General features: G+C 59.4%; 14 protein-coding genes. 13 read left to right on the forward strand and 1 reads right to left on the reverse strand.

The features are described 5' to 3' along the window. The first annotated feature begins 1 nt into the window (after nt 1). From metH to IVB45_RS05445, 4 genes are all read left to right on the forward strand, one after another. Nucleotides 2-3,877 (forward strand): methionine synthase, encoded by a 3,876-nt coding sequence (gene metH / locus IVB45_RS05430; protein ID WP_247807597.1) that lies wholly within the window; start codon nt 2-4, stop codon nt 3,875-3,877. 405 nt (nt 3,878-4,282) lie between these two features. Then, a complete protein-coding gene (metK, locus tag IVB45_RS05435) occupies nt 4,283-5,479 on the forward strand; it encodes a methionine adenosyltransferase (protein WP_247361455.1) in 1,197 nt (398 codons plus the stop codon). 128 nt (nt 5,480-5,607) lie between these two features. Beyond that, nucleotides 5,608-7,029 (forward strand): adenosylhomocysteinase, encoded by a 1,422-nt coding sequence (ahcY, locus tag IVB45_RS05440; protein WP_247361453.1) that lies wholly within the window; start codon nt 5,608-5,610, stop codon nt 7,027-7,029. 200 nt (nt 7,030-7,229) lie between these two features. Further along, entirely contained in the window at nt 7,230-8,231 is a 1,002-nt protein-coding gene (locus IVB45_RS05445) for an adenosine kinase (RefSeq protein WP_247361461.1), read from the forward strand. A 176-nt stretch (nt 8,232-8,407) separates the two neighbouring features. Here the strand turns inward: IVB45_RS05445 and IVB45_RS05450 are convergent, their stop codons facing one another. Beyond that, the gene (locus IVB45_RS05450) at nt 8,408-8,662 is read right to left on the reverse strand and encodes a hypothetical protein (protein ID WP_247361451.1); all 255 of its coding nucleotides are present in this window, start codon (nt 8,660-8,662) and stop codon (nt 8,408-8,410) included. A 439-nt stretch (nt 8,663-9,101) separates the two neighbouring features. Between IVB45_RS05450 and IVB45_RS05455 the strand changes: the two genes are divergently transcribed. From IVB45_RS05455 to pruA, 9 genes are all read left to right on the forward strand, one after another. Then, nucleotides 9,102-9,341 carry a hypothetical protein gene (locus IVB45_RS05455; RefSeq protein ID WP_247361449.1) on the forward strand — a complete coding sequence of 80 codons (240 nt, stop codon included), beginning with the start codon at nt 9,102-9,104 and terminating at the stop codon, nt 9,339-9,341. Next, entirely contained in the window at nt 9,331-10,029 is a 699-nt protein-coding gene (locus IVB45_RS05460) for a recombinase family protein (protein WP_247361447.1), read from the forward strand. Before IVB45_RS05455 ends, IVB45_RS05460 begins: the two co-directional genes overlap by 11 nt. Before the next feature lie 462 nt (nt 10,030-10,491). After that, nucleotides 10,492-11,529, forward strand: a complete 1,038-nt coding sequence (locus IVB45_RS05465; RefSeq protein WP_247491446.1) for an ABC transporter substrate-binding protein — start codon at nt 10,492-10,494, stop codon at nt 11,527-11,529. 248 nt (nt 11,530-11,777) lie between these two features. After that, entirely contained in the window at nt 11,778-13,172 is a 1,395-nt protein-coding gene (locus IVB45_RS05470; protein WP_247361444.1) for an MmgE/PrpD family protein, read from the forward strand. Nucleotides 13,173-13,347: 175 nt separating this feature from the next. Beyond that, nucleotides 13,348-14,316 (forward strand): D-2-hydroxyacid dehydrogenase, encoded by a 969-nt coding sequence (locus IVB45_RS05475; RefSeq protein ID WP_247361442.1) that lies wholly within the window; start codon nt 13,348-13,350, stop codon nt 14,314-14,316. A gap of 90 nt (nt 14,317-14,406) precedes the next feature. Further along, nucleotides 14,407-15,795: an aspartate aminotransferase family protein gene (locus IVB45_RS05480; protein WP_247361439.1), complete on the forward strand. Its 1,389-nt coding sequence runs from the start codon at nt 14,407-14,409 to the stop codon at nt 15,793-15,795. An 851-nt stretch (nt 15,796-16,646) separates the two neighbouring features. Then, nucleotides 16,647-18,695 (forward strand): hydantoinase/oxoprolinase family protein, encoded by a 2,049-nt coding sequence (locus IVB45_RS05485; protein WP_247361437.1) that lies wholly within the window; start codon nt 16,647-16,649, stop codon nt 18,693-18,695. A gap of 3 nt (nt 18,696-18,698) precedes the next feature. Continuing rightward, nucleotides 18,699-20,666: a hydantoinase B/oxoprolinase family protein gene (locus IVB45_RS05490; protein ID WP_247361435.1), complete on the forward strand. Its 1,968-nt coding sequence runs from the start codon at nt 18,699-18,701 to the stop codon at nt 20,664-20,666. Between the two features lie 349 nt (nt 20,667-21,015). Next, a complete protein-coding gene (pruA, locus tag IVB45_RS05495) occupies nt 21,016-22,629 on the forward strand; it encodes an L-glutamate gamma-semialdehyde dehydrogenase (protein ID WP_247361432.1) in 1,614 nt (537 codons plus the stop codon). The last annotated feature ends 238 nt before the right edge of the window (nt 22,630-22,867 follow it).

The raw sequence follows: 22,867 nt of genomic DNA on the forward strand, positions 1-22,867 counted from the left end.
CATGACCGTATCCACCTCTCCCAAGCGAACCGCCCTGCTCAACGCCGCGCGCGAGCGCATTCTCGTGCTCGACGGCGCCATGGGCACGATGATCCAGAATCTCCAGTTCGACGAGGCCGCCTTCCGCGGCGAGCGATTCAAGAACTTCCATCGCGATTTGCGCGGCAACAACGACCTCTTGATCCTGACCCAACCGCAGGCGATCGAGGACATCCACGCCGCTTACTTGCGCGCCGGCGCCGACATCGTCGCGACCAACACCTTCTCCACGACCTCGATTGCCCAGGCCGATTACGATTTCGCCGACATCGTCTACGAGATGGCGCGCGAAGGCGCCCGCCTCGCCGGCAACGCCGCACGCCGCGTCGAGGCCGAGGACGGCAAGCCGCGCTTCGTCGCCGGCGCCATCGGACCGACCAACCGCACCGCCTCGATCTCGCCCGACGTGTCCAATCCCGGCTACCGTGCCGTCACGTTCGACGACTTACGCAAATCCTATGGCGAGCAGATCAACGGCATGCTCGATGGCGGCGTCGATCTGCTGCTGGTCGAGACCATCTTCGACACGCTGAACGCCAAGGCGGCGCTGTACGCGATCGCCGAGATCACGGAAGAACGTGGCATCGACATGCCCGTGATGGTGTCGGGCACCATCACCGACAAGTCCGGCCGCCTGCTGTCCGGCCAGTTGCCGGAAGCGTTCTGGCATTCGGTGCAGCACGCCAAGCCTGTGACCATCGGCTTCAACTGCGCGCTGGGCGCGGAAGATCTGCGCGCGCATATCGCCGATATCGGCCGCGTCGCCGACACGCTTGTTTGTGCCTATCCCAATGCCGGCCTGCCCAATGAGTTCGGCCAGTATGACGAGACTCCGGAATACATGGCCCGCCTGGTCGGCGAGTTCGCGCGCGATGGCCTCGTCAACATCGTCGGCGGTTGCTGCGGCACCACGCCGGACCATATCGCGGCGATTGCGGCTGCGGTCGCGCCGCACAAGCCGCGCATCGTGCCGGAGATCGAACCTCGCTTGCGGCTCTCCGGCCTCGAGCCGTTCATCCTGACCGACGCCATTCCCTTCGTGAACGTCGGCGAGCGCACCAACGTCACCGGCTCCGCCCGCTTCCGCAAGCTGGTCACCGCCGGCGACTACACCGCCGCGCTGCAGGTCGCGCGCGACCAGGTCGAGAACGGCGCGCAGATCATCGACGTCAACATGGACGAGGGTCTTCTGGACTCGGAAGCCGCGATGGTGACCTTCCTCAACCTCGTCGCCGCCGAGCCCGACATTGCCCGCGTGCCCGTAATGGTCGACAGCTCGAAATTCTCCGTGATCGAGGCCGGCCTGAAATGCGTGCAGGGCAAGCCGGTCGTCAACTCGATCTCGATGAAGGAAGGCGAGGACAAGTTCATTCACGAGGCCAAGATCGCCCGCCGTCACGGCGCGGCCGTCGTGGTGATGGCGTTCGACGAGGTCGGCCAGGCCGACACGTTCGCCCGCAAGACCGAGATCTGCAAGCGCGCCTACGACATCCTGATGAACCGCGTCGGCTTCCCGCCGGAAGACATCATCTTCGATCCCAATATTTTCGCGATCGCAACCGGCATCGAGGAGCACAACAATTATGGCGTCGACTTCATCGAGGCGACGCGCTGGATCCGCAAGAATCTGCCGGGCGCGCACATTTCTGGTGGTGTGTCCAATTTGTCGTTCTCGTTCCGCGGCAACGAGCCGGTGCGCGAGGCCATGCACTCGGTGTTCCTGTATCACGCCATCAAGGCCGGCATGGACATGGGCATCGTCAATGCCGGGCAGATGATCGTCTATGACGATATCGATCCCGAATTGCGCCAGGTGTGCGAGGACGTCATCCTCAACCGCGACCCCGGTGCGTCCGAGCGTCTGCTGGCGCTTGCGGAAAGATTCCGCGGCAACAAGACTCAGACCAAGGAAGCCGATCTCGCCTGGCGCGAATGGCCGGTGGCGAAGCGGCTGTCGCATTCGCTGGTGCACGGCATCACCGAGTTCATCGAGCAGGATACCGAAGAGGCCCGCAAGGCCTCGACGCGCCCACTCGACGTGATCGAGGGACCGCTGATGGCCGGCATGAACGTGGTCGGCGATCTCTTCGGCGACGGCAAGATGTTCCTGCCGCAGGTGGTGAAGTCGGCCCGCGTGATGAAGCAGGCTGTCGCCTGGCTGATGCCGTTCATGGAGGAGGAGAAGGCGCGCAATCTCGCCAACGGCATCGGCACGGAAGGCTCCTCGTCCGCCGGCAAGATCGTGCTCGCGACCGTCAAGGGCGACGTCCACGACATCGGCAAGAACATCGTCGGCATCGTGCTCCAGTGCAACAATTACGAGGTCATCGACCTCGGCGTGATGGTGCCCGCGGCCAAGATCGTCGATACGGTGAAGGCGGAGAAGGCCGACATCGTCGGGCTGTCCGGCCTGATCACACCCTCGCTCGACGAGATGGCGTTCTTCGCCGCAGAATTGCAGCGCGAAGGCCTCAAGCTGCCGCTGCTCATCGGCGGCGCCACCACGAGCCGCGTGCATACCGCGGTCAAGATCGACCCGAGCTATCGCGCAGGACCCGTGGTGCATGTCAACGACGCCAGCCGCGCCGTCGGTGTTGCGTCGGCGCTGCTGTCGCCCGAGAGGCGCGAGGCCTATGCCGCCGAGGTGCGCGCCGAATACGCAAAGATCTCGGACGCCCATATGCGCGCCCAGGCCGACAAGAAGCGGCTGAAGCTGGCGACCGCCCGCGCCAACCGCGTGCCGGTCGACTTTGCCGCGAACAAGCCGGTGAAGCCGACCTTCCTCGGCACCCGAAGCTTTGACGACTACGATCTCGCAGAGCTCGTGCCCTATATCGACTGGACGCCGTTCTTCCAGACCTGGGAGCTCGCCGGGCGCTTCCCCGCCATCCTCGACGATGCCAAGGTCGGCGAAGTCGCGCGCTCGCTCTACGACGATGCACGCAAAATGCTCGACCTGATCGTCAAGGAGAAATGGTTCCGCGCGCGCGCCACCGTCGGCTTCTGGCCGGCCAATGCGCAGGGCGACGACATCGTGCTTTACGCCGACGAGAGCCGGACCAGGACGATCGCAACGCTGCACACGCTGCGCCAGCAGCTCGAGAAGCGCGAGGGCCGTTTCAACGCGGCGCTGTCCGACTTCGTCGCGCCTGCCGGCACGGGTGTCCCCGATTATGTCGGCGGCTTCGTCGTCACCGCCGGCATCGGCGAGGATGTGGTCGCCGACCGTTTCAAGATGGCCAATGACGACTACTCGTCGATCCTGTGCAAGGCGCTGGCCGACCGCCTCGCCGAAGCCTTCGCCGAGCGCATGCACGCCCGCGTCCGCCGCGAGTTCTGGGCCTATGCGCCGGATGAGGCGCTCTCGACCGACGATCTGATCCTCGAAAAGTATCAGGGCATCCGTCCCGCCCCCGGCTATCCCGCGCAACCCGATCACACCGAGAAGGCCACGCTGTTCGAGCTGCTCGATGCCGAGAACACCGCCGGCGTGAAGCTGACCGAGAGCTTTGCGATGTGGCCGGGCTCTTCCGTGTCGGGGCTCTATCTCGCCAATCCCGAGAGCTATTATTTCGGCGTCGGCAAGATCGAGCGCGATCAGGTCGAGGATTATGCTGCGCGCAAGGGCATGACGATCCCCGAGGCCGAGCGCTGGCTCGCGCCGATCCTGAACTACATCCCGGCCCAGGTGGAGGTGGCCGCAAAGACGGCGGCGGGCGGCGCGACCTTCGTGGCCACGCCGGCCAACGATGCGCAAGCCGCCGATCTCGCCGTGCATCCTGCGGGCTGCACCTGTGCGGTGCATCAGGCCTGGCGCAGGAAGGTAGCGCGGAGCTGATTTCCGCATTCGCGTTTTCGTCCACCTAAAGCGGATGGCGTTAGGTTGAATCGATTCTCGATTGAACGAAGCCGCTGGCGCGGCATTTGAGGAGAGGTGTTAACGGCCGCCTCCTGTCTGAGACGATCGAGGGACAGTTGGACCGAATTGACGGAGGTCTGTCCTCGAATTGAGCGCGCGCATGCTGACAATCCGGGCGCCACGTTAAGTCTTAGACCAGATTACCGAGACCAAGAAGACGCACAGGGACCGCGGTGAGCTGGACAGATAAGCTCTAATAATGGGAATGCGCGCACCATTGACGTGATATGCAATCGTACATATTACTATGAAATAGTCGTGAGGGCAGTTCAGAGTAAACATCGCAAACGACCGCCGGCTAGTGGCGGAACGAAGGGGTTACTGATGCGCGCGTCCTATCTCTTCACCAGCGAGTCCGTGTCCGAAGGCCATCCGGACAAGGTTTGCGACCGGATCTCCGACGAGATCGTCGATCTGTTCTACCGCGAAGGGCCGAAAGCCGGCATCGATCCCTGGCAAATTCGCGCCGCCTGCGAAACGCTCGCGACCACCAACAAGGTCGTGATCGCCGGCGAGACCCGCGGTCCCGCGTCCGTCACCAACGAGCAGATCGAAGGTGTCGTTCGCGCTGCGATCAAGGACATCGGCTACGAGCAGGAAGGTTTCCACTGGCAGAAGGCGGACATCGAGATCCTGCTGCATCCGCAGTCGGCCGACATCGCGCAGGGCGTCGATGCGCTGCAGCCGGGCGAAGTCAAGGAAGAGGGCGCTGGCGACCAGGGCATCATGTTCGGCTACGCCACCAACGAGACGCCCGATCTGATGCCGGCGCCGATCTTCTACGCCCATAAGATCCTGCGCCTCATCTCGGAAGCGCGGCACTCCGGCCGTGAGAAGGTGTTGGGCCCGGACTCGAAGAGCCAGGTCACGGTGCAGTACGAGAACGGCAAGCCGGTGGGCGTGCGCGAGATCGTGGTGTCGCATCAGCATCTGGTCGAGGACATCTCGTCCAAGCAGATTCGCGACATCGTCGAGCCCTATGTGCGCGAGGCGCTGCCGAAGGATTGGATCACGGCGAAGACCATCTGGCACATCAACCCGACCGGCAAGTTCTACATCGGCGGTCCCGACGGCGATTCCGGCCTGACCGGCCGCAAGATCATCGTCGACACCTATGGTGGCGCGGCTCCGCATGGTGGCGGCGCGTTTTCCGGCAAGGATCCGACCAAGGTCGACCGCTCCGCGGCTTACGCTGCCCGCTATGTCGCCAAGAACATCGTCGCGGCCGGTCTTGCCGACCGCTGCACGCTGCAGCTCGCCTACGCCATCGGCGTGGCGCGTCCGCTGTCGATCTACATCGACACCCACGGCACCGGTAAGGTGTCGGAGGATCAGCTCGAGAAGGCCGTTGCCAAGGCGATGGATCTCACCCCGCGTGGCATCCGCAGCCATCTCGATCTCAACCGCCCGATCTACGCGCGCACCTCGGCCTACGGCCATTTCGGCCGTACCCCCGACAACGAGGGCGGCTTCTCCTGGGAGAAGACCGATCTCGTCGAGCCGCTCAAGCGCGCGGTCTGATCACCGACGTCATTCCCGGGGCGTCGCGACCGTGGCGAGCCCGGAATTCGCAATCCATCGCATCGAGATTCCGGGCTCGCCTCTCCAGGGCGACCCGGAATGACCAATTCAACAACAGGACGCCCGCAATGAACGCGAAGCCCGGCTTCAACGATTACATCGTCAAGGACATTTCGCTCGCCGATTTCGGCCGCAAGGAGCTCTCGCTCGCCGAGACCGAGATGCCCGGCCTGATGGCGACGCGCGAGGAATACGGCCCCAAACAACCGTTGAAGGGCGCGCGTATCGCCGGCTCGCTGCACATGACGATCCAGACCGGCGTGCTGATCGAAACGCTGGCCGCGCTCGGCGCAGATATCCGCTGGGTCTCCTGCAACATCTATTCGACCCAGGACCACGCCGCGGCGGCGATCGCTGCCGCCGGCATTCCGGTGTTCGCGGTCAAGGGCGAGAGCCTTACCGAATACTGGGACTACACCGCCAGGCTGTTCGACTGGCACGGCGGCGGTCACCCGAACATGATCCTCGACGACGGCGGCGACGCCACCATGTACGTCCATCTCGGTTTGCGCGCCGAGAACGGCGACACCAAGTTCCTGGACGAGCCGGGTTCGGAAGAAGAGGAAGTCTTCTTCGCGCTTTTGAAGAAGCAGCTCAAGGAGAAGCCGAAGGGCTACTTCGCCGAAATCGCCAAGAGCATCAAGGGCGTTTCCGAAGAGACCACCACGGGCGTGCATCGCCTCTATGACATGCAGAAGGCCGGCACGCTGCTGTGGCCGGCCATCAACGTCAACGACAGCGTCACCAAGTCGAAGTTCGACAACCTCTATGGCTGCCGTGAATCGCTGGTCGACGGCATCCGCCGCGGCACCGACGTCATGATGTCCGGCAAGGTCGCGATGGTCGCGGGCTTCGGCGACGTCGGCAAGGGTTCGGCCGCCTCGCTGCGCCAGGCCGGCTGCCGCGTGCTGGTCTCGGAAGTCGACCCGATCTGCGCGCTGCAGGCGGCGATGGAAGGCTATGAAGTCGTGACCATGGAAGATGCCGCGCCGCGCGCCGACATCTTCATCACCGCGACCGGCAACAAGGACATCATCACGATCGAGCACATGCGCGCGATGAAGGATCGCGCCATCGTCTGCAACATCGGCCACTTCGACAATGAGATCCAGATCGCGGGTCTGCGTAACCTGAAGTGGACCAACATCAAGCCGCAGGTCGACGAGATCGAATTCCCCGACAAGCACCGCATCATCATGCTGTCGGAAGGCCGCCTCGTGAACCTCGGCAACGCGATGGGCCATCCATCCTTCGTGATGTCGGCCTCCTTCACCAACCAGACGCTGGCGCAGATCGAGCTGTTCGCCAACAACAAGAACGACAAGTACAAGAAGGGAGTGTACGTGCTGCCAAAGACGCTCGACGAGAAGGTCGCGCGCCTGCACCTCGCCAAGATCGGCGTGAAACTCACCGAGCTGCGGAAGGACCAGGCCGACTATATCGGCGTCAAACCGGAAGGCCCCTACAAGTCGGATCACTATCGCTACTGAGGGCGCGTACGATCACGTGCACGCACTCATCCACACTCCTGACCTGCGCAGCCTTTCGACGGACCTGGTGGGTGGATGCTCTTCGCAACGGCGCCAAGGTATGGATCCGCCCTCGGCGTTCGATGCCGAGCTCTCAATTAGAGTTACCGGACGGATCGGTTTGTGTAGACCACAATTGCCGCAAGCAGGACATTTATAGAATGATTGACGCAGAATACGACGTTCTCGGGATCGGCAATGCAATTTTTGACGTGCTGGTTAAGACCGATGAGGCGTTTTTGAACCGCCACGGTATGGGAAAGGGCAGCATGGCCCTGATCGACGAAGTGCGTGCGACGGCCATCTACAGCGACATTGGTCCGGGAACTGAAATGTGCGGCGGATCGGCTGCTAACACCATCGTCGGCGTCGCAAGCCTGGGTGCGCGTGCTGCTTATGTCGGCAAGGTTAAGGTCGACCAGATCGGCGGGCTTTACACCCACGACATACGAGCTGCGGGTGTTGCCTTCGAGACCAAGCCGGCGCCGGACGGACCGGCGACCGGCTGCTCCTACATCCTGGTCACGAGCGACGGCGAACGCACCATGAACACCTATCTTGGTGCCGCGCAGGAATTGAAACCTGAGGATATTGATCCGGCGCAGATTGCGGCGGCGAAGATCGTCTATCTCGAAGGCTATCTCTGGGATCCGCAAAGCGCGAAGGAGGCCTTTGTGAAGGCCGCGACAATCGCGCATGGCGCGGGCCGGCAGGTTGCGCTCACGCTGTCCGACGCGTTCTGCGTCGACCGCTATCGCAACGAATTTCTGGAGCTGATGCGCAAGGGCACGGTCGATCTGGTGTTTGCCAACGAAGCCGAGCTGCATTCGCTGTATCAAACCTCAGATCTTGATGCGGCGATGAAGCAATTGCGCGCCGATGCCAAGCTCGGCGTGGTGACCCGCGGCCAAAAGGGCTGCCTTGTGTCTTCCTCAGAAAGAGTTACCGCCATTCCGGCCTTCCCGGTGAAGCACATCGTTGACACGACAGGCGCCGGGGATCTCTTTGCTTCCGGCTTTCTGTTCGGCCTCGTCCGTGGCGCGGGTTATGAGAACGCCGGACGATTGGGCGCGCTCGCCGCGGCTGAGGTGATTCAGCACATCGGTGCGCGGCCGCAGGTCTCGCTGAAGGAATTGGCGCGGCAGAACGGGTTGCAGGGGTAAGAGAGCGAAGCCGCGAGTGCGGCTTTCGGGCTGTAGGAATCTTCGACGACGCCGGAGATCTGCCCATCCTAGATCTTGGATTGGCAATAGAAAAATTCGTCAATTTCTCGAAGGTAAGGATTTTTTGCCTCAACGGATCATCCTGCGGGTCAATGATCTTGCAATAGCCCTCATCATCAATGGCTAGCGACGTTGCCGGTGTGCATCCCAGCGGCGTTGTCCGAGACCTCGATGGGTCTTTCGCTTTCGTTCCAATTAGATGATGCAATAGCTGCGGGCGCAAGCTCGCCGCGTTCGCCGGGTGGCACGATCCTGCCCTTGAAGTCGACGACTTCCACCTCGACATGCAGATGAACGCGCCCGAAGATTGAGACACGGCGCTCCAGCGGATCGTCCACAGCGCTCTGAGCTGCTGCCGGTTTGATGGACACCGGGTTAAGCTAATCCCACCTTGCGCTCGAACTCAACAGGGCTGAGGTATCCGATCGTCGAATGACGTCGGATCGCATTGTACAACAAGGTTTGAGAACGCCCACAGGACCGTTCTTCGCGAGATTCTTTATCGATATCATCCTTGGTTTGGTCGCCAAGTTTACGTTCACGGAACGGTCGACAAGGCTGATGAAGTCGCTTTCCGCTGCGCGCTGGATGGATCGCAAACAGATCGTTGGCTGGAGGTTCCAGCCTGGATGTTCGACCGGACGGCATGCCCTGAGGCTGAGGTTTTGGCAGCTCGGCCATTTGTCAGCATAACCGCACTTGCAGCGCTTTCTGCGCTTCTCGATCTGGCGTTGAAGGATCGAACGCCATCAGCTGCCCTGCTTTCTGGCGCATCCAGAGCCTCTCACGACCAGAATCGGGGAGAGACCCATGTCACGGCAGACGGCGATGCCAGGGAGCGGATACCGACACAATCGACAACCGCGGCCGCAGCAGCAGATGGATCTGTTCGGGAGCGGCCTGTCGAACGGCGCCATCGGCGCACCAGCATGGCTGGAGCTGCCGGCGGAAGCTCGGGCGGCCCTCACGAGCCTGATGACGCAGTTGATCGTCGACCATGCTGCAATGACAGCGACGCCGCCCGCGAAGGAGGTCGGTCATGATCTCTAACAAGGTCAGGCCTCATCGTCTGGAGCGCAAGGCGATTCTTTACGTGCGTCAATCCGCGGCACATCAGGTGTTGCACAATCGCGAGAGCAGCGCGTTGCAATACGCCATGCGGGACCGGCTGACGGCGCTCGGTTGGTCTGAGATCGAAGTGATCGATGATGATCTCGGTCGTTCAGCCGCCGGCGGGGTCCAACGCGCTGGTTTTGAGCGGATGGTAGCGGAGGTTTGCCTCGGTAAGGTTGGTGCGGTTTGCACCCGCGAGGTCTCGCGGTTCGCTCGCAACAGCCGAGATTGGCAGCAACTCATCGAGATGTGCCGCGTGGTCGACACCGTTCTGGTCGATCAGGAGACCATCTATGCGCCAAGGCACGGCAACGACCGCCTGCTGCTCGGGCTCAAGGGTAGCCTCAATGACTACGAGCTGGATCTGTTGCGCCAGCGCTCGCTCTCGGCCCGCTATGAGAAGGCGCGTCGGGGCGAGTTGATTGTGGCGGCGCCCGTCGGCTTCGTGAAGGCCGGCGACCGCTATGAGAACGACACCCCTCGTTCCCTGACAAGCTTGACCGCCTCGACCTTTAACTCTCGATTAAACTTCCGTCTCTGCATAACAACCTCCGGCTTCATGAAACACCCAATCTCGGTGTCCATCAAACCGGCCGCAGCTCAAAACAACAGCGCAAAACTCTAGCTCTGGAGCGAAAAACTTTAGCTCTGGGTGGTGCAAAGTTCTGTCTGGCTACGGACCGGACTCTAACTCCATCTGAACGAAATACGCAGTGCAGGTCACACGTTGGCTAGGCTAGCGACGTGAGCGCCGGGTCGCTTATTCACGCGTTGAACCGGCGGCCAGCGGCGCGCTCAGGCCCCACCGAGCGGTCTAGCGCGGATCTGAGTTGGCGATTCATGCCTCGCTTCGAACAAAGAGCCAGTCAGCGGAGAGCATTCGGCCCCATCACGGTTATGCTGCTTGTTAGCCCAATTACTGCAAACCTGCTTCATCCGGGCCAAGTGTGGCTTGTTTGTCCCTTAAGCTTCGGAGACCCCTCGCCGACGCTGCGAAGTGGCGGCCAACTAAAGAGACTTGCAATGTGGTATTCGATATGAAATATTACGAAGCAATATGTCGTACTGCAAAGAGAGGGAGGCACTTATGAACCGTCGAGATGTCTTGGCTGGCGCGGTGAGGTTCGGAGCGACATTGTCTCTGGCGGCCCCCTTCGTTCTACCTCATCGAGCTCGCGCTGCTACGACTATTTCATTCGCGACGTACGGCGGGAGCTATGGCGACTTTATGAAGGAGTTCTGGATAAAGCCGTTCACGGCTGAAACTGGAATTTCTGTCGAACCTATCTATGGTCTTGATCTTGCTAAGGTCAAAGCTCAAGTTGAAACTGGCAACGTCCAGTGGGATGTGTTCGATGGGCCCGGTACGAAGGTCTATGGAGCCGCGAAGGAAGGGCTCTGGGAGCAGATCGACACCAAGCTAATTGATCCGTCGCGGTTTGTTCGCAATCCGCCTTCGTTTGCCGTGCCCACAGCCATTTATTCGGGCGGCATTGGCTATGACCCAAACCGAACGAAACAGCCACCCAGGGACTTCTCCCAGTTCTGGGACGTCAAGAATTTCCCTGGCCGTCGCGCAATTCAAAGTTCGCTCGGGGCTGGGGCGTTGGAAATCGCGTTGGTTGCCGATGGCGTCGCGCCAAGCCAGCTGTACCCACTAGATATAGATCGTGCTTTCAAAGCGCTCGATCGAATCAAGTCGCGCGTCAAATGGTTCGCAGAAACCACCCAAGGAACGTCGCTCGTTCAGACGAATGAGGTCGATTATAGCCTCACTTATGCGAACCGGGTTAAGGCTGCGAACGAGGCGGGTATATCAATTGATATCTCGCTCGACCAATGTATCAACAACATGCAATACTTTAGCGTCCTCAGAGGAAGTCCGCGGAAGGAAGCTGCGATGCGATTTCTTGAGTTCGTCACGCGGCCCGCTCAGCAAGCTTCGATCGCTGCCAGACTTGGTGCTTCCCCCGTAACGAAGGGCACCGAGCAAGTCGTTGACGCGAAGGTGCGGCGCTGGCTTCCGGACTTCAGCAGTCCGAAGAACGTGTTCGTCAATGACGAATACTGGGCCGACCATTTTGTTGAGCTTAACAAGCGTTTTCAGGAATGGATTCTGATCTGAGGATTCTGCTCACGTCAGACAGTTTCGCCGCCGCTCGCGCGTGAGGCTCAACGCTCGATGCACGGCATGGTGTCCTTGGCTTGTCGACCTCTGATCTGGCGTTGAGGCAAGCGATCCTTTTTGCGCGACGGCTTGCGAGCTGAGTTCTTATCCTGCAAGACAGGAATCGGCACGCGACCCTCTATCCACCCGAATGATTAGGTGGGCCAATTGACCCAATGAATATCTTGGAAGTCCGGGAGCTGGTAGTGGCAGCGCGTCCGCAGAACGCGCCGTTCCAATCTAAAGCACTTCAAAACACATCAGAAAACAAGATGAACGAAATAGTTGATCAATTGGCGCGTTACGTAGTCAACCTAGAAGTTGCTGGCGTGCCTGACTCTACCTTCCATGCAGCTCGTCGATGTCTGGTCGATGTTCTCGGTTGTGTCGCCGCTGGGAGGGGGCAGCCGGCAGTCGTGCTGGCGCATCGTTGGGTCGAGCGGGCCTATGCCAGAGGAAAGAGCGGTGTCTGGTTTGGCGAGGGGAGATTCTGTCCCGTCGGCGCCGCTTTCGTCAATGCCAGTGCGGCATCGATCCTTGACCTTGATGACGGACATCGTGCCGCCGCAGGCCATCCGGGCGCCGCGATAATTCCAGCGGTCCTGGCACAGGGACAAGAACAGGGTGCCGACCTACAAGATATGCTGCTCGCAATTGTTGCAGGTTATCAGGTTGGTATCGCTTGCGCCAGTACGCGAAGCGTCGCCGCCCAAGCGACGGTCGCAACCGGCCGTTGGTCAGCCATTGGTGTGGCCGCGGCGCTCGCGAAGTTGAGGGGCTTCGATGCTGAGCGCACTCGTCATGCCCTGACCATCGCGGAGTCGCATGCGCCCAACCTGCTCGCTGCTGATTATTCTGGTTTCCAAGGCGGGCACGTAAAGGAAGGCATCCCTTGGTCGGTGATCACTGGCTTCGCGGCCGCTGAACTCGCCGGTGATGGATTCCGTGGCTATGATGCGGCCTTCTCGAATCCCGCCAGGTACGGGGATTGGGGAGCGGCGGCCTGCAACGAGAGTCCGCCATTCTTTATCGACGCAGTGTACTTCAAACGCTACGCGTGCTGCAGGTGGTTACACAGTGCGGTGGATGCGGCGAGCAAGATCGTGGACCGGCTACCTTCCGGCGCTCGGATACAATCGATCTTCATTGAAACTTTCACGCGCGCGGCGACATTGCCGAACCTTGCCCAGCCCAAAGACCTGATCTCAGCGCAGTTCAGCCTGCCTTTCGTGATGGCCGTTGCGCTCACGCATGGCCTGTCCGCCCTCCTTCCATTGAAGCCTCACCTGCTTAGCGATGAAAATGTCATCCGTGTTGCGCAAACGGTTGAGATAAAGGTAAGCGCCCAACTGGACACGATGTACCCGCTCAAGGTGCCCGCACGCGTGAACATCCGCTCGTCACATGGCTATTTCGAGGAGCTCGTCATTTCCCCCTTGGGTGACTACGATAATCCCCTCTCAGATGAGCAGCTTGTAGCAAAGGCGCTGCTTCTCGCTGAGAAATCCCGGTTGGTTGTGTCCAGAAGTTTGCTCGAGGAACTGCTCGAAGCGAAGCCGACAGCCGAAACGGTGTTCGGCGCATTGGACGCAGCTGCGTGATAGTCGTCGTTGTATCAATTGCTAGCCGGCGCGATAAAGATGAGGCCGATATTCGGGCCCCCGCATGGCACCCGAGGAGCGGTGCACCGTCCGGGCTGACATGACGTCCAGCTGGGCATTTCAATGCCGGTGAGCAGGTCCCAAGCACGTTCTTTTGTCCCGAGGAGCTTTGATCTTGCAGGGTTCATCTTTGGTCGAAGCCGGCCGCATCACGATTTTAATCGATCACTCCATGGCCCATGAAATTCGGGCAATGATCGAGACCCGGTTCCCGACAGTGCGGGTGTTGGTTGGACGTGACGCGACGGCTCACGGCGTTCTGCCGCAAGTTGACGTTCTGCTGGCGTTTGATGTTCCATCTGAACTCTCCAATGCTCGAAAGTTGCGCTGGTTTCAGTGTACGGCTGCTGGGGTCGATCACTTGAGGACACTGAGAGAAAACGCTGGCGACGTCGTTGTAACCAATACACGCGGAATCCACGGAGAGATTATCGCTGACTATGTGATCGGTGGGATAACGATGCTCCACTGGAACTTTCCTCGCCTTCTTAAATGCCAGGAACTTCGACAATGGAAGCCACAGCGCGTGAAGCCGCTATCCGCAATGACGGTTGGTATTGTTGGGCTTGGCTCAATCGGCACCTCGATTGCGCGCCGTGCAAAATCTGCCGGCATGACTGTAATCGGCTCGAAGAGGGATGTCTCCTATCCAGTAGCCTGCGTTGATCAATTGTTTGGTGCGTCTGATCTCGACGCTATGCTGCCCCAATGCGATTTTGTTGTTATGGCTGTACCTGCGACCCAAGAGACCTCAGGATTGATGGACCGTGCGCGTTTTACGAATATGCGTCAGAGCGCCTACCTGCTGAACATTGGGCGCGGAAATGTATTGGTGGAAGAGCACTTGATCGAAGCGCTTGAATTGGGAAACATCGCGGGGGCGATGCTTGACGTTTTTGAGGCAGAACCGTTGCCTTGCGAAAGTCCACTCTGGACAATGCCCAACGTGATTGCGACGCCGCATATCTCGGCAGCTTCAACGAGCGACGGGCAATTCATCTTTGAGGTCTTCGCAGACAACCTCCAACGCTTCCTGGAGGGGAAAGCCCTCAGGAACGTCATCGATCTAAGGCGCGGCTATTGACGAGATTGTCGTCTAACAAAGCGCTCAAGTCGATAATCGTGCTGTGCCTGTTGGCCCCGCGCGTGCGAGTGATAAAGCGAGGAGAGGAAGATGACTACGGCTGAGCTGACAAATTCTGTAATCGTCACTGACTACAAAGCCAAGACCGAGGGCTCCGCCAAGCTCTTTGAACGCGCTACTAAGGTACTGCCGAGCGGCATTACACATGACGCCCGCTATCTCGATCCCTATTCAATCCACGTCGGGCGTGCCATGGGGCCGCTCAAATGGGATGTCGATGGCAACGAGTATGTGGACTACTTCTGTGGCCACGGCGCCATGCTGCTCGGGCATTCGCATCCGGCGGTCGTTGAGGCCGTCAAGCGCCAGATGGATCTCGGCACGCACTATGGGGCGAGTCACGAGCTCGAGGTGCGCTGGGCTGAGCTTGTGTGTGAGCTGATCCCGTGCGCAGAGAAGGTGCGGTTCACGGCGTCCGGTACGGAGGCGTCACACATGGCGATCCGCCTTGCCCGTGCATACACTGGAAAGGAAAAGATCGTGCGTTTCAAGGGGCACTTTCATGGTTGGCATGACCATGTCGCCCCCGGCGCAATTTCGCACTATGATGGAACGACCACACCAGGTGTGCCGCAGAGCGTTACCGATTTGACAATCCTAACGCCAACCGACGACGTATCGAACATCGTGCAGCTGATCGAGCGACACGACGACATTGCGGCAGTGATGTTTGAGCCTTCGGGCGCATCGTGGGGCCAGGTGCCGCTGCCACCGGGCTTTGTTCAGGCGGTCCGCGACGTCACGACGAAGAAGGGCGTCGTGATGTTAATGGACGAGGTCATCACCGGATTTCGCTGGTCCGTCGGCGGCGCGCAGAAGGCGCTCGGAGTTACCCCCGATCTGTGCATCCTGGGCAAGATCGTGGCGGGCGGCTTGCCAGGTGGTGCGGTGGCTGGCAGTGCTGCAATTATAAACCGCATCGATCACGCGGCCAGCGCTGCGAAGAACCACGAGAGAATTGCCCATCCCGGCACATACAACGCCAATCCATTGTCGGCAGCCGCTGCCGTTACGGCGCTATCGCTAGTGCGCGACGAGAAGCTCGCCGAGAAGGCCAACCGAACCGCGGCGGAGCTACGCTCGGCCCTGCGCCAGGTACTGATAGAGGAGAGCGTGCCGTGGGGCGTCTATGGGGAATCTTCGGTCTTCCTGATCTATCCCAATCCCTGGAACGATCCGATCGATCCGGCAACCTTCGATCCGCTGAAAATTCCGTTCGAGAAGCTAAAGGGTGCCAGCAACGTGAACCCACTGAGAGGGAAGATCCGTATGAGCCTGATGAGCCATGGCGTTGATTTCTTCACGCCCGGCGGTTTCGTATCGGCGGCTCATGGAGCACCTGAGATCGAGCGTACCGTGTATGCATTTCGCCGAACGCTCCGCAAACTGAAAGCGGAAGGGGAAGTGAAGTCGGTTTGATACACCCTTCCATACGCCGCGATCGGCGGGAGGACGGATAGGGGGCTAATTCGCCAGCTACCGGCGAACGCAAGGTGCGCAACCCTGGTTAGTCGGACGTTTTGCGGTTAGCTTCGTTGCTACCTGCCATCCAGGCGTGAAGCAAGATACATCGCGTACTGCAACAGAAGCGTAGCTGATGCCGAGTCGGAATCGGGCGCTGATTCCGTGTGCGGTGCGAATGCGGTCTCTAGAGTAGACTGCTGCTCGCCATGTTGCCATCAGCGCTGACGAGCCAATCGTCTGTATTAGCGGCCGAAACAAGGTTGGCGCAAAAGAGGCCGTGGCGCGCGCCGACAAGAGAAGCTGACGAAAGCAGGCCTTGTACGTAGGGTGACTTTGGCCGAGGGATCCCCCTCGCTGCGACTGCAGGAAATCTCCGGCAAAAAACCAATTGCGCAACTGTACACGATATGTAATAGTACTATGCAATACGCTGGGTGAGAGTAAGAAGATGATCATCACGAACTACGAGGGCGCCTTGAGGAGTCTGCTGAAGCCCGGAGAAGCCCTAAGCCCCCGTTGGGCAGTCGGCGACGCCTGCGCGGTTTGTGCAGACGCAAATCCTCGTCGCAGCCGAAGTTGAAGATGTTTGGCCTAGCCATCGCTGTTGCGATCGGTCGTGCCCGTATGAGGCGAAGCACGAGGGCGTCTTGAAGGTCCGGAACAGTAGTGCTGTTGAATTCAATGGAAGCGCTGTGTTCGACGAGAATAATAACCGGCAGGTGCACGAATGCGCCTGGCCTCCGGCGGCCCACCAGCTTCGGCGTAGTAAAGGGATCGCTCTTGCTCACTAATAGGATAGAGACATCATGTTAAGGATTGGCATCGATATCGGCGGCACTTTCACCGACTTTGCCGTTTGGTGCGACGAGGCTGATGGCTATCGCCAGATCGATGGTCAGAAAATCCCGACGTCCCGTCCTCAGTTCGCTCGGTCGGTAATCGAAGGGTTGGAGGCCATCTTCGAACGCCAGGGCGTGCGTAAGAACGACTCCGTTCTGGTCGTTCATGGTACGACGGTCGGCACTAATGCGATTATCGAACGATCCGAGCCGCCGATCGCGTTGATTACTACGCAGGGGTATCGAGACATCCTGAATATTGCTCGACTCCGTCTAGATCATTCCATGGATATGTTTGGCCGGCGGCCAACGCCGCTCGTGCCGAGGGGCATGGTATTTGAAGTCAAGGAGCGTCTGCGCGGTGATGGAAGCGTGGAAATTCCGCTGGACCATGAATCGGTCATCGCCGCGGTAGCGGAGGCAAAGAAGAGCGGTGCAATCGCCATTGGCGTATGTCTTTTGCATAGCTACCGCAACTCGGTTCATGAAGAGCAATTGTTGGAGATCGCCCGCGCGGCGTTCCCCGAACTCGATATTGTTGCCTCGCATGAGGTTTGGCCGCAGCAGTCAGAGTACGAACGTGCGGTGCTGACCTTGTTGAACGTGTACGTAAAGCGGCTCATGGCCGGCTATATCGGAGAGGTTGACGGATTTCTGCGTCGCCGCTTGCCGAATGCGCGCTTGCTTGTGACAAAATCGAATGGCGGTGTCATGTCGGGAACCGAGGCTTGTCGGTTGCCGGTGCACACCCTGTTATCAGGTCCTGCCGCAGGTGTGACAGCCGCGCGCACTCTTGCGGAATGGACCCGGAACGAGAAGATTCTGACCATGGACATGGGGGGCACCTCGACCGACGTGTCGTTGGTGCAGGTCGGGCGCCCGACGCTCACAGCCCAGGCCGAGGTTGGCGATTTTCCGCTCTTGTTGCCCGTGACGGCAATCGAGGCAATGGGTGCGGGAGGAGGTTCTATCATCTGGCTGGACGGGAAGGTGCTGAAAGTCGGCCCTCGCAGCGCCGGTTCGAAGCCTGGTCCTGCCTGTTATGATATGGGAGGCACTGCACCAACGCTTACTGACGCGTATCTCCTTTGCAACTACCTCTCGCCGCTTGGATTGCTTGGCGGGCGTCTCCCGTTGTCGCGGGCGCTCGCTGAGAAAGCGATGGAGCCCATCGCGGAGGTGGGAGGAGGTGATGTGATTATTGCAGCCGAAAGCTGCATCGAAATCGCTACGAGCAATATGTTGGCCAAAGTGCTCCCATTCCTTGCGCGCGCAGGTATTGGTCCGGCGGATCTCACGCTGATGATTTTTGGTGGTGCAGGCGGCATCCACGGGCCGTTGCTGGCGGAGGAGGTGGGAATCAAACGTATCCTCGTGCCCCGCCTTTCATCTGTGTTCTGCGCGTTTGGCTGTCTAGCGGCCGACTTGGTGCACGACGCTGTACGTAGCGTAACGGGGATGGATCTGGATGCCGACAAGATGGGTCGCATTTTCGACGAGCTCGCGAAGTCAGGACGCGCGTGGGTGGCAAATCAGGCGGCCGGCGGGCAGGTCAAACAAATTGATGAGCTGTACCTCGCCGAAATGCGCTATGCCGCACAGTCCTTCACCATTCCGGTAGATATCACAGAGGCATTGCGCAGCCATGCCGGAATGGCTGGCTTTACTGCCGCATTTGACGCCGAGCATGAAAAGCTATTCGGCTATGCAAACCCCGGAGCACCAGTAGCTATCAATGAACTGTTGGTGCGCACGTTCGGCCGACAAGCGAAACCTCATGCGATGACGGATGCCAAGGCGTCGGTCAAGGTCGCGGCAACATCGCATCGCGATTTGCGCTTCCGCGGACGTTGGTGGCCGGGCTGTCCCATATTTAGCCGTTCTGATCTCGCCGCGGGCTGGACGCAGCTCGGTCCGACCGTGATCGAGCACGAATTGGCAACGATCTTGGTGCCGCCGGGATTTCGGGCGGAAGTCGGTGCACTGGGTGACATCTTGCTGAGCAAGGAGAACTAAGCGATGGATATCGCACGCACTGAAATTATGAAGAATCGGTTTGCCGCGATGACAGAAGAGGCGGCCACAGTCGCCTTTCGTACAGCGCACACGACGTTCATCAAACAGACACAGGATTTCTCGGTAGCGCTTGCAAGCCCGAGTGGCGAGAGCTTCGCCATGCCGTTGTACACCGGTTCTGCCACCGGCACCGAGCGAACGCTCGCACCTTTCCTTCAGCATTATTCGGACATCGCCCCCGGGGATTTGCTGATTACCAATGACCCCTTCCATAGCGGTGGGCTTGTTACACATCAGATGGATATCTATCTGGCGCTGCCGCTGTTCTATGGCAAAGATCTGGTCGCGTTCGCTTGGTGCTTCATCCATTGCACGGACATCGGCGGCGCCGTGCCCGGGAGCGTCTCGCCAGACCTGCATGAATGTCATCAGGAAGGCTTCCGGATTCGTCCCACCAAGCTGATACGCGGCGGGGTGATGAACGATGATCTTCGCAACTTCCTGCAAGATAACTCTCGAATCGGAGACGCCCTCTGGGGTGATCTCGAAGCAATGATGGCCGGTTTGAGGGTGCTCGAACTGAGGATGAACGACCTTTGCGAGCGTGTCGGCGTGGTTGCCCTTCGCCAAGGGATCAACGACGTGATGGACTATGCGGAGGCAAAGGCACGATCTGTGATCGCCAAATTGCGCGACGGCGAGTATGAATTCTCCGATTATCTTGAGGGCAGCGGCACCAAAGATCCCGTGCATATTCATTGTCGGTTGCGCATTGCGGGCGATGAAGCGGAAATTGATTACACGGGTAGCGATCCCCAGGTGCAGGCCGCTTCAAACTTTATCACTGGGGGCATGCGTGCGCATTCATCTCTCTGTCTTGGGCTAACCAACTACATCTACTCAATCGAACCCTCCACTCCAGTGAACAGTGGGGTTCTGCGACCAATGCGTAGTCATGCGCCCTCTGGTACGGTGATGAACGCGGAGTATCCCGCGGCCATGGGTAATCGCTGGATGACGGTTATGCGCTGCTACGACGCGCTGATGGGGTGTCTCAACCAAGCGGTTGATGGTGGCATTATCGCCAGCGGCGCAGGCCAAGCCGGCAATATCGCCGTTTCCTGGCAGGAACACAGCGGGCGGACGCGAGTGGAAGTGGTCGAACCATTCTCAGGCGGATCGGGGGGGCGCTACCGAGCCGACGGCGTGGATGCGACCGATACTCTGGTCAACTATTTGAAAAGTTCGCCCGTCGAGTATGTGGAAGCCGAAACCCCACTAGTAATCCGGCAGCATGCGTTAGTACCATCAAGTTTTGGCCATGGTCGTTATCGGGGTGGCGCTTCGGTATGCATCGAAGTTGAGTGTCAAGCCGCCCAGGCGAAAATTATGGTGCGTGGCTTGGATCGGTTCCGGTTTCAGCCTTGGGGCGTGCAGGGCGGCCATCCCGGCCGCAGCGGCGAGACTTGGTTGTTGCGTGGGGGTGAGAAAACGACCTTTGGTCGCGGTGGCGTGCTTTCAATGCAACGAGGAGACCGGATACTAATGGTCTCGCCGTCGGGGGGCGGGTTTGGCGATCCGACGACGCGTCCCGCTGCTCTCGTTGTGGAGGATGTAACGAACGGCCTTCTAGATGAGGCAGAAGCAGCAGAAGTCTATGGCGTCATAGTCAAGTCGGGCATTCTTGATACACCGGCGACAACACGGCGCCGCGAGCAAATGGCTGCTACTCACACGTCAGTGCCTACCGTCACGCATGGGCATGGCCGTGGCGAGTATGAAGAGGTATGGCCAACCGAAGCGAGCGTCGCATTTGCAAATGCGGTGCTAAGGGCACCGGCTGGACTACGCACTGCGGTGCAGTGCGACGCTCGTGCCGCTTTAGCCGCGCGGCGGGCGCCCCTCAGCGCTTCCGTTGTGAGCGATACCGTTGCTGATTTGGTCCGCGGCATTCAAGCGCCCCATGCCTAATCGAGACTCAGACGCTGGGTAGAAAACTCTATGCATCGTCGAGCTATTTAGGGCGAGCGATCAAGTTCTCGCGGCCTTCTCCATGAAGGCCGCTGGTCGTGATGACCTTCGGGGTTCTTCGCGCGGCGGCTTTGTGACTGACCTCTCATCTGTGCGACACCACACTTACTCTATCGTTCAACGATGAAAACAGAACTCTCAGACCCATGTCTTCTGCGGCGGCCGCACCGCCTCCCTCAATCACCGTGATCCGAACAAGAAAGAACATTCCTCCTTACTGGAAAGTCGGCTCCAACATCTTCACGATCATCGTGACGTTGTTCAGTCCGCGTTAGAAAGAACGACCAACATGAATGGCTTCCCGACGTTCCCGCGACCGTCCAATGAACCAGAGTTTGACTACCATGGCAATCCGAGTGCACGCGAGGAGCTTGAACGCCATCTGAACTCGCAGGATGTTGTCGAAATTCCGGCTGTCGTCGGCGGTCGCCGGATCTTCTCCAATGATGTCCAAGAGGTCCGGGCGCCGCATGACCGAGGGCGTCTTCTCGCGCGTATCCATCGCCCATCAGATACCGACGTCCGGGCTGCTATTGCGGATTCACTAAAAGCGGCACGGGAGTGGTCGGGTCTGCCGTTCGATAAGCGCGCGAGTGTATTTTTGAGAGCCGCCGAGATTGTCGCGCACGAGCGCCGTCATATGATGACGGCTGTCACAATGCTTGGGCAGAGCAAGACCATAGACCAGGCCGAACCAGATGCAGCAGGCGAACTAATTGACTTCATGCGCTTCAACGTGTTCGAGGCGCAAAAAATCTATACAAGCCAGCCGCTTACTGTGCCCAGCGCCGTGAATCGCGCTGATTGGCGTCCGTTGGAGGGATTTGTATATGCGGTCAGTCCGTTCAATTTCACAGCAATCGGCGCTAACCTGTCCTGTGGTCCGGCGCTGATGGGAAACGTTTGCGTCTGGAAGCCATCAGACAAGTCCGTTTTAGCCAACTATCGCTTTTTTGAGATTCTGGAGCAGGCTGGCTTACCTCCGGGCGTCATAAATTTTGTCCCGGGAGATCCGGCTAAGACGAGTAGCGTCGTGCTGGAGTCACCAGATCTCGCGGGCCTACATTTCACTGGATCCTCCCACGTTTTCAAGTCTCTATGGCGTTCAATCGGAACCAACATCGAACGCTATCGCACTTTCCCGCGTATGGTAGGAGAGACGGGCGGCAAGGACTTCCTCATCGCTCACCCCTCGACGGATGCAGTTGCGGTCACAACCGCGTTGATCCGTGGTGCGTTTGAATATCAAGGTCAAAAATGTAGCGCTACTTCGCGCGCCTACATCCCTAAGAGCCTCTGGCCTGCAGTCAAATCGAATTTGCACGAGCGTATAGAGTTGCTTCAAACTGGCGATGTCGCGAACCGCGATACGTTTATGGGAGCTGTCATCGACGGCGCTTCCCATGACCGTCTAGCGACACGTATCGGGAAGGCGAAGGACGATACTCGTGCGCGCATTGTTTGCGGTGGCAAGTCGTGGACCGATCCGGGCTGGTTTGTCGAACCGACTGTGATCGAAGTGTTTGACCCAAAGCATGAGCTAATGTGCCATGAGCTGTTCGGACCAGTGCTGGCCGTCTTCGTTTACGACGATGCCGCGTGGGAGGAGACCTTGCGGCTCGTCGACTCTACCAGCGACTACGGGTTAACGGGTTCAATCTACTGCGTGGACCGCAAGGCTCTGCTTCAAGCCGAAACCATTCTCGCTAACGCCGCAGGCAACCTTTACGTCAACTATAAGAGCGCAGGTGCGGTAACTGGACAGCAACCTTTCGGCGGCGCAAGGGCGAGTGGCACGAACGACAAGGCAGGGTCCTGGATGAACCTTCTGCGGTGGACCTCTCCACGCGTCATAAAAGAGACGTACCTTCCTGAGGCAAGCTGGAGCTTTGCCGGCCGCTAGAAGGAAGGTTAATAGGACAAATAGAGACGTTCTTCGCTTCCAAAAATGAGCGTTCCATCTCTGAATAGCAAATCGTATGCTGACGGTTGGCGATCATTCATGCACATCGCCATTCCTGCGCCGGACGACTCATGCTTGGGCCACCTCATTGGAGCCAGATTGCTTCCGCTCGTTTACTCATCAGCGGGCCAGCATAATGCTGTCGTGCTCGGATGAGGAGACGCTGAATACTCAGAGG

The sequence above is a fragment of the Bradyrhizobium sp. 4 genome (genome assembly GCF_023100905.1).
Classification (GTDB): domain Bacteria; phylum Pseudomonadota; class Alphaproteobacteria; order Rhizobiales; family Xanthobacteraceae; genus Bradyrhizobium.

What these genes read in the sequence shown, in the direction of transcription:
- IVB45_RS05480 (WP_247361439.1), top strand. Translation starts at nt 14,407, where the DNA reads ATGACTACGGCTGAGCTGACAAATTCTGTAATCGTCACTGACTACAAA.
- metK (WP_247361455.1), top strand. Translation starts at nt 4,283, where the DNA reads ATGCGCGCGTCCTATCTCTTCACCAGCGAGTCCGTGTCCGAAGGCCAT.
- metH (WP_247807597.1), top strand. Translation starts at nt 2, where the DNA reads ATGACCGTATCCACCTCTCCCAAGCGAACCGCCCTGCTCAACGCCGCG.
- IVB45_RS05465 (WP_247491446.1), top strand. Translation starts at nt 10,492, where the DNA reads ATGAACCGTCGAGATGTCTTGGCTGGCGCGGTGAGGTTCGGAGCGACA.
- pruA (WP_247361432.1), top strand. Translation starts at nt 21,016, where the DNA reads ATGAATGGCTTCCCGACGTTCCCGCGACCGTCCAATGAACCAGAGTTT.
- ahcY (WP_247361453.1), top strand. Translation starts at nt 5,608, where the DNA reads ATGAACGCGAAGCCCGGCTTCAACGATTACATCGTCAAGGACATTTCG.
- IVB45_RS05490 (WP_247361435.1), top strand. Translation starts at nt 18,699, where the DNA reads ATGGATATCGCACGCACTGAAATTATGAAGAATCGGTTTGCCGCGATG.
- IVB45_RS05445 (WP_247361461.1), top strand. Translation starts at nt 7,230, where the DNA reads ATGATTGACGCAGAATACGACGTTCTCGGGATCGGCAATGCAATTTTT.
- IVB45_RS05485 (WP_247361437.1), top strand. Translation starts at nt 16,647, where the DNA reads ATGTTAAGGATTGGCATCGATATCGGCGGCACTTTCACCGACTTTGCC.
- IVB45_RS05455 (WP_247361449.1), top strand. Translation starts at nt 9,102, where the DNA reads ATGTCACGGCAGACGGCGATGCCAGGGAGCGGATACCGACACAATCGA.
- IVB45_RS05460 (WP_247361447.1), top strand. Translation starts at nt 9,331, where the DNA reads ATGATCTCTAACAAGGTCAGGCCTCATCGTCTGGAGCGCAAGGCGATT.